Here is a 10,677-nt window from a genome sequence, read left to right as displayed (position 1 = left end):
TCGCAAAGACAGTTTTTTAGGCACTTATTTTCATTTAGGCAACAAAGCCCGCTGTCGCATGAACCTTCAGCACCAACAGTTTTCTTAATTAATGCCAATATCCATCGGTGCCCCCCGGTGTTATTTGTGGTAGACTAAATTCAATTAAATAATGAAGTGATATAAGCAATGTCTGATAACTATACCGCCGAAGCTATTGAGGTACTCAATGGCCTTGAACCTGTACAACGCCGGCCGGGAATGTATACCGATACCACCCGCCCTAACCATCTGGCCCAGGAAGTCATTGACAATAGCGTCGATGAAGTTATTGCCGGTCATGCCAGCAAAATCATCGTAACCCTGCATGAAGACGGCTCTATTGAAGTCGAAGATAATGGCCGGGGGATGCCAGTCGATTTACACCCGCAGCTTGGACTCAGCGGCGTGGAAGTAATTATGACTCGTCTGCACGCGGGCGGAAAATTTTCAGATAAAAATTACAGTTTTTCCGGCGGTTTACATGGGGTCGGTGTTTCAGTAGTTAACGCCCTATCTGAACGGGTGGACGTACAAATAAAACGCAATGGCATCATTTATCAAATGGCCTTTGCGAATGGCGATAAAGTACAGGAATTAAATGAAGTGGGCGTGACTCGTAAACGCGATACCGGAACCTGTATTCGTTTTTGGCCTAATGAAAAATATTTTGACTCTATTCGCTTTTCCATCAAGCCGCTCATCCATGTATTGCGGGCCAAAGCGGTGCTTTGTCCTGGCTTATCCATGACATTCATTAATAAGGTCAGTGGCGAGCAGACACACTGGTGTTATGAAAGAGGCCTGACCGATTATCTGCGTCAATCGCTCCCTGAAGATTTTTTACCGGAAGAGCCTTTTAGCGGTGAGTACAGCAGTGAAGAAGGAACGGTTGATTGGGCTCTCGCCTGGTCTTTAGGTACTCAGGCCAGCGGTTCAAGCGAAAGTTATGTTAATTTAATCCCGACTCCGCAAGGAGGAACACATGTCAATGGGCTAAGAGCAGGTTTGTATGACGCACTCGCTACTTTTTGCGAATTACGCAATCTTCTGCCGCGTGCGGTTAAACTGACCGCAGATGATCTCTGGGAGCCATGCCAGTACATCCTGTCTGTAAAAATGAAAGAACCGCAGTTTGCAGGACAGACAAAGGAGCGGTTAAGTTCAAGACAGACTGCCGCATTTGTCAGCAATGTGATAAAAGATGCGTTTGCATTGTGGTTAAATCAGCATCGCAGCCAGGGAGAGATTATCGCAGCCCTCGCTATCGAACGTGCGCAAAAGCGCCTGCGTCAGGCGAAACAGGTTGCCCGTAAACGCATTCATCAGGGTCCAGCACTTCCCGGCAAACTGGCTGACTGCCTTCAGCAGGATTTATCGATGGCTGAACTTTTTTTGGTGGAAGGAGACTCGGCAGGCGGTTCAGCCAAGCAGGCACGTAACAAAGACTTTCAGGCAATCTTGCCTTTACGCGGCAAGATTCTGAATTCCTGGGAAGTTGAATCAAGCCAGGTTCTGGCCTCGCAGGAAATTCATGATATTTCCGTAGCAATAGGAGTTGATCCCGGATCAGATGATCTCTCAGGCCTTCGCTATGGCAAATTATGTATTCTTGCGGATGCTGACTCAGATGGCGCTCACATCGCCACCCTGATCTGTGCGCTGTTTCTAAAACATTTTCGTCCTCTGGTTTCTGCGGGTCATGTATTTGTAGCGATGCCTCCCTTATATCGAATAGATATGGGGAAAACCGTGCAATATGCACTGGATGATGCTGAAAAACTTAAAATTGTGGAGCAGTTCCTTAAGGCCAATAAAGGAAAAGTCAATGTGCAGCGGTTTAAAGGGCTGGGAGAGATGAATCCCATTCAGCTGCGCGAAACGACAATGGATCCCAATACCAGACGGCTGGTTCAGCTAACGCTGGAAAATGAACAGGAAACAATGGCTCTTATGGACATGTTACTGGCGAAAAAGCGAGCAGCCGATCGTAAAACCTGGCTGGAAACCAAAGGAAATTTGGCTGAAGTTTAATTTTTACGATTTGGAAAAAACTGGTTTCCAAATCTATCTATATTCATTTTTGTCCAACATTGATACAATTGCTTCATAAATTATCCTGGTTGGAGTTAAAATGAAGCAAAGTGTTGAAGTAAGCAGGCTCATACAGAAACAAAAAGACAATGATAAAGTACGATTAGCTCAGAAGTTATGGAAAAAAAGCGAACCTATTGAGGGCACTGCGGCCGAATTGTATTTAACCGTTACCAGAAAAATTCCGGCTGAAACTGTAAAACACTTAGAATTCAGATACTTAAAAGGTCCTCTCAATATTGCGAGTTTTGATAATAACCAACAGGATGACTACCTGATTGCTCCTGTTTATAATCTGGACGATCAGCTGGTCGGACTGCAGATTATTCAACTTGACGCTCACGGCAATAAAGCCCAGGCCATTCATGTTGATGAAAAAGACTATTATTGCAAGAGGTATCTCGGAGCGGGCCATCCTTCGCGTCCTGGGAAAGCCGCCCTGGTCAATAAGGGAAGAAACCCTGATTTTGTTTTTATCGCGGAAGGAGTAGAAACGGCTGCCAGTATCGCTGCAATTCCTGCAATCAGAGATAATTTTAGCATCCTGGCTTCAATGGGCGTCAACGAACTGCCGGCAACTCTAGGCTATATCAAAACGCATTTCCCGCCAAATACTAAAGTGGTTCTCTTAAAAGATCATGATAAACCCGAAGGAGATGCAGATATAGCCTTCCGGAAGGCGCATGAATTATTTGAATCAGCTGGCTACCAGGTGATTATCAAAGAGCCTGTACCAAAGAGTCCTGACACAGATGGTTATGACTGGAATGACCTCTTAATCGATGGCGGCGTGGACGCATTGGAATCGCAGTTTGACTGGGCGGTAAGCTCTTTTGATGAAAAAGAAGAGCGCAGCGTCAACGACTCCTTTAGAAAACTGTATACACAATTGCTGGTCAGTGAGAATATCAGCGAAGAACAGCAGTTAGTGCAATTGCTGACTGTGGTGATTAATCAACAGATAAGTATTATTAAAGGCCGGCCATTCGGCGAGTACTTTTCCTCCGATCCCGCTTTAAACAGAAACCTGCTCTCAGAAATGGACAAAAAAATTGATGAGATCATGCTGGCTTTGAAATATGTACAAAAGCTTTCTTCACCCAACACTTTACCGAGACTTCCTGACGTCGTGACTCGTTTCGTAAACGCATTAATACAATTAAAACACGAACGAGCCCAACTCCAGTCTGAAGCAAAAGAAGATAATCCGAAAGCTGAACGTACACGACAGCAAACGCTGGATGACGCTTATAACTTTGTCCTCGTACAATACAATCATTATCTGACCGATAAATCTGATTTTCCTGCTGCGCTAGTCCCTGAGGAAAGCGAAGACTTTAACTATTATTATGCAAATTTTCTTCGCATACTCCCGCCTTCCACTGAGAAAAAACCTTCATTTGAATCGATCAGGCAATTACTGAGACTAGAGTGCGCCCGATTGGAAAAAGAAATTAAATCGCGCTGCCTTGAACAGACTCAGCGCCATTTGGAAGTTTGCTTTCAATTGAAAAACGATGCAGTCATCGGTTTGATTATCTATTTAAAATCCATCGGTTCCATGCTAAATCTGAAAAAACAGGAACTGGATGGCAAGATGGATTCAGAAACCTATCGTGCCTATCAGAAAGAATATCTGGCCTTGTACGAAAAAGCAGAATCCATTAATGATCTGGAAGTCATACAACAGTGGTTGAATAATCTGGAACATTTCAACACCCTCCCCCCTTTGAAATACCAACCGCCTCATGCAGAGGACGCTCACGAAGTTGAGTTTCTATATGAAGAAGAGAATCAGAAAGAGAGTCTGGAAGCTCTGATTCAGGAATTATTCGATAATATTCCCCTGGAAGAGGTGGAAGATAAGGAAAAAGGCAAAGAAATAGAAAAAGAAGCGGATCCCTTTGAGCAGGCAGTGAATGATTATGTAATGGAGTTAGCCGTTAATCTCTATAAATCCTTTGAAGTATTCTCTCCTTGCAAACAGTTTCAGCAAGAATTCGATGGTCTGGCACTCAGAGATGGCCGCTTGACAATCATTGAACGAAAAACCAATGATGGTACAGGACCTGGCGTGTTACAGCGAAACTTTTGCCAGCAAAAAATCCTTTCCAAAGAGCAATTTGTTGGAAAAAACTGGCTTCCTGAAATTTTCAGCAACGCACATCCAGAGTCCTTTATTGATATCGAAATCCCCGCCATGAAAGATTGGTATTGTCCTGAATTTACCAATGAAATTCAGGATATGCTGATACTGTCGGCCAAACTAACTGTCATTAAAGCATTAAAGGATATGCGCCTGGAGTTTAATTTAAATCGACCCCAGCATTACACAGAGAAAGGATATCAGGGAGTATTCTTCAACAGCAGACTTTTAGGCGATGTCAAAGTCCGCTTCTCAGAACATGGCCTTGGCAATGAAGAAAGAGCTCATCGCCAGCTGGATGAGCTGAAAAGCTCAATGTCTCAACACATCGGCCGTAGTCAATAAGCTGCAATATCCCTATTGGGCTGGTTATCCAGCCCAATAACCCTTTCCCTTTTTCTCAAATATTTGCAATTGGCGTACACTATTTAAATAAGCCTCGTTTAAAAGAGACGATATGAATCTCATAGAATGCCTGAAAAGTTTTACTACCGTTGTTGAAAATAACAGCTTTTCGGCAGCTTCAAGATTGTTGAATGTTTCCCCCTCCAAAGTCAGTAAGCAAATTAACTGGCTTGAGGACGAATTAAAAATGAAGCTTTTTATTCGCTCAACCAAACAATTGATTTTAACTGACGCTGGGAAAACTTTATATGAAAAAGCGGGAAATCTATTTGAGGAAATAGGCGATATTCAATCTATTTCTCAGAACAAAAAAAGTCATTTACAGGGAAAAATCAGCCTTTACCTCACCGTTTCACCCGCCATTACTTTTTTTACGTCTTTAGGCATAGAATTTATAAAACTCCACCCGGGTGTCTCATTGGAAATAATAGCCGGTTCAGATCATGCCACTTTTTTTCAGCATTCATTCGATTTAAGCATAAGTTTCGAGCCCATTCGCTACCCCAATCTTGTGTGTAAGAAATTGTTTTCTGTGCAACGTAATGTCTACGGTTCAGAAGCTTACCTTAACCGCAATGGCAACCCGGAAACCGCTGAAGATCTTAATCAGCATAATTGTCTGATTAACACCTTATATGGACTACAGAATAAATGGATTTTGAATAATAAAATTATCCATGTACAAGGTAATTTTCAGAGTAATAATGCCTGTATTCTAAAACAGGCTGCCACAGCGGGTATTGGCTTAATCTGGGCCCCTCATTTTACTGTAATGGAAGAGGTTGAGAAGGGATTGCTAGTCCCAGTTCTTGGCAATGAAACCTCACCAGATATAATGCTTTATGCAATTTATAAAAACCATAAACATAAACTGAATTTAATTAATGAGCTGCTCGCTTTCTTCTGTAATAAAGTCAGCGAGCTGGGCATCATTGACTTGTAAGTTTGCTTAACAGGACCAATACTTAATAAGTAGGGTACAAATCCAAGTTACCTGAGTACCCCTGATAACTCAATGTTAACGAGGAGAATAGAATGAAAAGGAATTTACCAATTATTATTAGCGGATTATTGTTATCCTTCGCATCTGTTTCAATGGCAGATAACACGACCCCCACACCAATGGATAAAAACTGGACTTGCTCGACGAATGCCAGCAGTAGTGATGTGGCTGCCGATCAGGATGCGGATAAACAAATGGACAATACTCCAAAATCAGCTGCTGATGCTTTTGCATTCGCTGCTAAAAATTGCAGAGATTGTACAAAAATCACCTGCGAATCTGATAACGACTAAGGCAACAGAAAGTCCGTGGCTGCTGCCACGGACTTTCTATTGAACAGGAGTCCATATTATGAATGCCATTGATTTTCTCATCAGAGAACATGAAAGGGTAAAACAACGCTTCATTGATATTAGTGATGAAAGTCACCGCGAAGAAACTCGTAAAAAGATGTTTAACGAATTGTGTATGGAATTAATACGCCATGAAAAAATGGAACATAAAGTCTGGTATCCACACTTTAAAAATGATGATCGGCTTGATGATACAGTCAGACATTTATTAACTGAAGAAAAGCATGCAGAACAAGCTATTCGTCAATTCGATGACATTAAAACTGAAGCCGCCTGGGAAAGAAAATTTAACAAACTTATGGATGACGTCATCCACCATGCTGAAGAAGAGGAACAAAAACTTTTTCCCAAAGTGCGAAAACTTCTAAGTGAAGAGGAATTGGAGCAGATTGGTAAAGACATGAGTCAATTCAAAAGACAGTACTCTAAAGATCTTCATTAACAGCCCTGACAGAAATTTGCCCTGCTAACTCCCGCCTGCGCGGGAGTTAGGGGAAACTGCTTTATAAGCCACCACGCGTCAGCAGCAATATTATCAGTATAATTAAGATTAACCCTACCGCGCCACTGGGATAATAACCCCATCCGCTACTATACGGCCAGGTGGGCAAAACTGCCAATAAAATAACAATTAATAAAATTAGTCCAAGTAAGCTCATGATTCAATCCTTTTAACATGACCCCATATACGCAATAAGCTGAACAGCGGCTCATTGCCCCGATTACTATCTCAACATTTATGCCTACTCAGGCATTTACAATAACACCTCCATTGGGATGAAGCACCTGCCCCGTCATATAGGAAGAATCCGAAGAGGCAAGGTACACATAGGCAGGAGCCATTTCAGCTGGCTGCCCCACTCTTTTCATCGGAACCTGCTGACCAAATTCAGCAACTTGCTCAGCGGAAAAACTTGCCGGAATCAATGGGGTCCATATCGGGCCCGGTGCTACGGCGTTAACGCGGATTCCTTTTTTCACAAGATTTTGTGACAGGGAACGCGTTAAGCCGACAATAGCTCCTTTTGTAGAGGAATAATCAATCAAGTGATCGTTGCCTTTATAAGCAGTGACCGATGTAGTGTTAATTATAACTGCTTCCTCTTTCAAATAGGGCAACAGCGCTTTAATCATATAAAAATAGGAAAAAAAATTAGTCTTGAAAGTAGCTTCGAGTTGTTCACAATTAATATCTTCGATGCTTTCCTGGGGATGCTGCTCAGCGATATTGTTAACCAGGATATCTATCTGTGAAACTTCCTGTATCGCCTTCTGCACCAGCTCTTCACAAGCATTGTAGGACTGGAGGTTTTTCGCAAACAACCAGCACTTTCTTCCACAGTTTGTTATAAAGTCGGCGGTTTCCCGGGCATCCGATTCTTCATCCAGATAATGCACAATGACGTCAGCCCCTTCCAGAGCAAATGCACAGGCCACTGCTCGACCTATACCGCTATCTCCACCGGTAATCAAAGCAACCTTACCTGTCAGTTTCTGACCTGGTTTATAATCAGGAGAAACATAGACAGGGGCAGGTTGCATGACACTTTCTATCCCAGGTTGCCTTGATTGCTTTTGTGGAGGTAACTGATTTGGATAATCCATCACTTATCTCCTTATATACTATTAAACCTCTGAATGCAGGCAATGCTTTCTGTGGCAATGAATTCCCCCACAGGCTCCAAGACAACTGGATAAAGCACCTATTGCAAACAAAACAAATACTATCCATCCACTCCATGCCAATGTTTCAGGTGAGGCCGCTTTGGTCGCTTCAGTAGCCGGACTTTGGACGGTGACCTGATTTCCCTGGGCAGTCGTATTTCCTGTGTCAACCTTCACTGTGGGTGCCAGGGCAGCAGTGTAAGTGCTGACATAACTACTAAGAGGCATTGCCAGAATAGCAGTTAATAATAAGGCCAGACTCCAGGTGGCAAAGCCATATAAAATCCCAACTCCAGGGCTAACCACATGCGCCAGAAACCCGGCAGTAAATCCGGCCAGTCCCATTGCCACAATAGTACCAATTAATAAGCCAATCAGACCGCCTATGGTAACGGTCGTGGCTTCGTTATCAGACACAAAAGCGGTCAATCCAATAGCAATACTATAAAGGTGCAATAAAAAACCCAGACCAAGACCTACCAGTGCCCCAATGATAATAGCCGACCAGCAAAACCAATGATGGTGCGGAGCGCATAGTTTTTGATCAACTACAACCGTTTCGTGATTCATGATGACTCCTTATTGTATATTTATTATTATTTTATAAGTGTGAAACAAGCCATATCAACAGTAAAATACTGATAGGAATTCCTAACAACCAGCCAATAACATACATCATGATCGCTTCCTCCATCCTTAGTGGTTTACAAAACATCTCTCCCCCTATGGGGAGAGAAATTAATTATAAAGACTGATGCGGATTTTCTTCATTATCCATATCCAGTCCTTCATCTTGATCGGACATGTTCCGCATGCCTTTTTTCTCTTTCAGTGGATCAAAATTTTGCTTTTCTTGCTTTAGATTCTGCGGCATGTTCTGCTTGCCTGAATTTTGATTTTGACCCTGATTGGGTATATTTCTATCCATGATAAAATCCTCCAATGATGATAATTCGGCGCGACATGAAATCTGCGCTACTTACTTTTGTGACTACTACTGGAAGCATTCTTTTTTGTTTGTGAGGATCTTTGATTTCGTTTTCGAGTTTCGGCAGCTTTTTTACCGCCAATTGAAGTACCAGTCATGATTTTCTCCTTAAAAAATAATCTCCTTATTAAGAACATCGTTTATTGTTAACATCAATTTTTACATGTCCTATTTTAAACTTAGACCCATACAGTCATATGTCAAATAGACCGACTTCCGACGTGATTGGGTTTATACTGTAAGTATCAACTTATCAGCATACTTCAAAATATGAAATCAGGGCAGATGGCTATTGACTTTTTAAAAGAAAGAGATTTAGTTCTGGTCACAGCGGAATCGTGTACGGCTGGACAAATTTTAGCTATTCTTGGAAAAATTGAAGGCTGCGGAGAATGCCTTGAGTTGGGATATGTCGTATATTCTGAAGATGCAAAGAAAAATGTACTTCATGTACGCGATGAAACCATTAAAACGTATACGTTAACGAGTGAACAGGTTGCTCGTGAAATGGCCTTAGGCGCTTTGCAAAAAAGCAAGGCCAATGTTGTAATTGCCACCACCGGACTAACTGGCTCGGAACCGATGGACGGTGTAGAACCAGGTACTATTTGTTTTGCCTGGGGATTAAAGAACAATCAGGGATGGCGGCTCTATTCGGAAACAAAAAAATTTAAGGGAACACGATCTGAAGTTCAAGTGGATGCAGCAAATTATGCACTGGAATCTCTTCCAAAGATTTATAATCGCTTAAATTCTGTCTCTTGCTAATCTCATCCGGAAATATTGGCTATAATTGTGAGAACAATCTTGATGAGGGTTACATCTTCTAAATTCTCCCACCACGAATTTCATTATGGATCAATAGAATGGATTCTATTTTTCAATTAACCCGTATGGGTGCGAGTTGATTTTGCATTATTTTTTGACATACTGACCATCGTTTACTATATTTAAAGTGTAGGACGATTCAACTGCGAAGATGCAGAGGAACCATTCACTGCAAAAGCCACTGCGTGTGGCTTTTGTCATTAATGAAGTTTATGAATTGATTTACTTAACTGCCCTTTAATCTTGCCATAAACATAATTTAGGAGAAGTCATCATGGAACGACCTCATGAAGTGGTTAAAGCCAGTGAAGTGACTGGAGTCAAAGTTAAAAATCTGAATAATGATAATCTCGGTGAAATCAATGAAATAGTCTTGGATAAAATTTCAGGTTCTGTCAACTACCTGGTATTGGATTCCGGTGGAATGCTTGGGTTTGGAAATAAATTCTTTGCAATGCCCTGGAAATTATTTTCATATGATGAAGAGGATGATTGTTTCGTACTTAATCTCGATAAAGAAATCCTCGAAAATGCGCCCGGTTTTGACAAAGATCACTGGCCAAATTTCGCAACTCCAGAATTTTCTTCAACTGTAGAAAATTATTATAAACCGCATGTTTCAAAGGCAGCATCAGCTCCTATGACCACAGAGCTCTTTCATGATAGGGATTCCGCGGAAAAAGCTTATTTGCGTGCAATTGATCAAGGATACAAACCCGAAGAAATCAGCGTGTTAATGTCAGATGACACCCGTGAAAAATATTATGATTCATTTCTCACGACTGAAGAAACCGGTTCCAAAGCAGTTGAAGGGATGGGAGTCGGAGGACTTATCGGAGGCACAGTAGGTGCTACCCTGGGTGCGATTGCCGCAATCGGAACTAATCTGATTTTCCCTGGTCTTGGACTCATTGTCGCAGGCCCAATAGCAGCAGGATTAGCCGGCGCTGGTGCAGGCAGTATCTCCGGTGGATTAATTGGTGCCTTAATTGGATGGGGCATCCCCGAAGAACGAGCCAAGGTGTATGAAAAAGGATTGGAATCCGGAGGCATCGTATTGGGAGTGGAAAATCGTAAGGATACAACTTTGGAAAATGATTGGCGCAATTATTCAAGTAACAAAATTCACTAGAATAATTCCCAGCCCTGTCTGAAATGCCGCTTTAAAAGCGGCATT

The 10,677-nt window shown here is 42.2% G+C and carries 11 protein-coding genes; 7 read left to right on the top strand and 4 right to left on the bottom strand.

From position 1 onward, the window contains the following. Positions 1 to 168: 168 nt before the first annotated feature. From parE to E1O89_RS00535, 5 genes are all read left to right on the top strand, one after another. Positions 169 to 2,052, top strand: a complete 1,884-nt coding sequence (gene parE, locus E1O89_RS00555) for a DNA topoisomerase IV subunit B (protein WP_133138472.1) — start codon at positions 169 to 171, stop codon at positions 2,050 to 2,052. 100 nt (positions 2,053 to 2,152) lie between these two features. Beyond that, the gene (locus E1O89_RS00550; RefSeq protein ID WP_133138471.1) at positions 2,153 to 4,603 is read left to right on the top strand and encodes a toprim domain-containing protein; all 2,451 of its coding nucleotides are present in this window, start codon (positions 2,153 to 2,155) and stop codon (positions 4,601 to 4,603) included. A gap of 112 nt (positions 4,604 to 4,715) precedes the next feature. Next, a complete protein-coding gene (locus E1O89_RS00545; RefSeq protein ID WP_133138470.1) occupies positions 4,716 to 5,606 on the top strand; it encodes a LysR family transcriptional regulator in 891 nt (296 codons plus the stop codon). A 92-nt stretch (positions 5,607 to 5,698) separates the two neighbouring features. Then, positions 5,699 to 5,959 carry a hypothetical protein gene (locus tag E1O89_RS00540; protein WP_187347021.1) on the top strand — a complete coding sequence of 87 codons (261 nt, stop codon included), beginning with the start codon at positions 5,699 to 5,701 and terminating at the stop codon, positions 5,957 to 5,959. 58 nt (positions 5,960 to 6,017) lie between these two features. Next, the gene (locus E1O89_RS00535) at positions 6,018 to 6,461 is read left to right on the top strand and encodes a hemerythrin domain-containing protein (protein ID WP_112219821.1); all 444 of its coding nucleotides are present in this window, start codon (positions 6,018 to 6,020) and stop codon (positions 6,459 to 6,461) included. A 61-nt stretch (positions 6,462 to 6,522) separates the two neighbouring features. Here E1O89_RS00535 and E1O89_RS00530 read toward each other — a convergent pair whose 3' ends face one another. The 4 genes from E1O89_RS00530 to E1O89_RS00515 form a co-directional block, all read right to left on the bottom strand. Continuing rightward, complete coding sequence (locus E1O89_RS00530) at positions 6,523 to 6,678, bottom strand: DUF3309 family protein (RefSeq protein ID WP_112219820.1); 156 nt, start codon at positions 6,676 to 6,678, stop codon at positions 6,523 to 6,525. Between the two features lie 88 nt (positions 6,679 to 6,766). Beyond that, positions 6,767 to 7,624 carry an SDR family oxidoreductase gene (locus tag E1O89_RS00525; RefSeq protein WP_133138469.1) on the bottom strand — a complete coding sequence of 286 codons (858 nt, stop codon included), beginning with the start codon at positions 7,622 to 7,624 and terminating at the stop codon, positions 6,767 to 6,769. 21 nt (positions 7,625 to 7,645) lie between these two features. Continuing rightward, positions 7,646 to 8,254 carry a hypothetical protein gene (locus tag E1O89_RS00520; RefSeq protein ID WP_253255832.1) on the bottom strand — a complete coding sequence of 203 codons (609 nt, stop codon included), beginning with the start codon at positions 8,252 to 8,254 and terminating at the stop codon, positions 7,646 to 7,648. Positions 8,255 to 8,426: 172 nt separating this feature from the next. Further along, positions 8,427 to 8,612 carry a hypothetical protein gene (locus E1O89_RS00515; protein ID WP_133138468.1) on the bottom strand — a complete coding sequence of 62 codons (186 nt, stop codon included), beginning with the start codon at positions 8,610 to 8,612 and terminating at the stop codon, positions 8,427 to 8,429. A 345-nt stretch (positions 8,613 to 8,957) separates the two neighbouring features. Here E1O89_RS00515 and E1O89_RS00510 point away from each other — a divergent pair, with 345 nt between their 5' ends. Both E1O89_RS00510 and E1O89_RS15580 read left to right on the top strand, forming a co-directional pair. Then, positions 8,958 to 9,440 (top strand): CinA family protein, encoded by a 483-nt coding sequence (locus tag E1O89_RS00510; RefSeq protein WP_262337353.1) that lies wholly within the window; start codon positions 8,958 to 8,960, stop codon positions 9,438 to 9,440. Between the two features lie 334 nt (positions 9,441 to 9,774). Continuing rightward, a complete protein-coding gene (locus tag E1O89_RS15580; RefSeq protein WP_262337352.1) occupies positions 9,775 to 10,632 on the top strand; it encodes a PRC-barrel domain-containing protein in 858 nt (285 codons plus the stop codon). Positions 10,633 to 10,677: the final 45 nt, after the last annotated feature.

This window comes from Legionella genomosp. 1 (genome assembly GCF_900640215.1).
Classification (GTDB): Bacteria; Pseudomonadota; Gammaproteobacteria; order Legionellales; family Legionellaceae; genus Legionella_C; species Legionella_C quinlivanii_A.
This window is presented reverse-complemented; position numbering and strand designations above follow the sequence as displayed.

Coding starts and splice junctions, on each gene's coding strand:
- parE (WP_133138472.1), top strand. CDS start 169: ATGTCTGATAACTATACCGCCGAAGCTATTGAGGTACTCAATGGCCTT.
- E1O89_RS00550 (WP_133138471.1), top strand. CDS start 2,153: ATGAAGCAAAGTGTTGAAGTAAGCAGGCTCATACAGAAACAAAAAGAC.
- E1O89_RS00545 (WP_133138470.1), top strand. CDS start 4,716: ATGAATCTCATAGAATGCCTGAAAAGTTTTACTACCGTTGTTGAAAAT.
- E1O89_RS00540 (WP_187347021.1), top strand. CDS start 5,699: ATGAAAAGGAATTTACCAATTATTATTAGCGGATTATTGTTATCCTTC.
- E1O89_RS00535 (WP_112219821.1), top strand. CDS start 6,018: ATGAATGCCATTGATTTTCTCATCAGAGAACATGAAAGGGTAAAACAA.
- E1O89_RS00530 (WP_112219820.1), bottom strand. CDS start 6,678: ATGAGCTTACTTGGACTAATTTTATTAATTGTTATTTTATTGGCAGTT.
- E1O89_RS00525 (WP_133138469.1), bottom strand. CDS start 7,624: ATGGATTATCCAAATCAGTTACCTCCACAAAAGCAATCAAGGCAACCT.
- E1O89_RS00520 (WP_253255832.1), bottom strand. CDS start 8,254: ATGAATCACGAAACGGTTGTAGTTGATCAAAAACTATGCGCTCCGCAC.
- E1O89_RS00515 (WP_133138468.1), bottom strand. CDS start 8,612: ATGGATAGAAATATACCCAATCAGGGTCAAAATCAAAATTCAGGCAAG.
- E1O89_RS00510 (WP_262337353.1), top strand. CDS start 8,958: ATGGCTATTGACTTTTTAAAAGAAAGAGATTTAGTTCTGGTCACAGCG.
- E1O89_RS15580 (WP_262337352.1), top strand. CDS start 9,775: ATGGAACGACCTCATGAAGTGGTTAAAGCCAGTGAAGTGACTGGAGTC.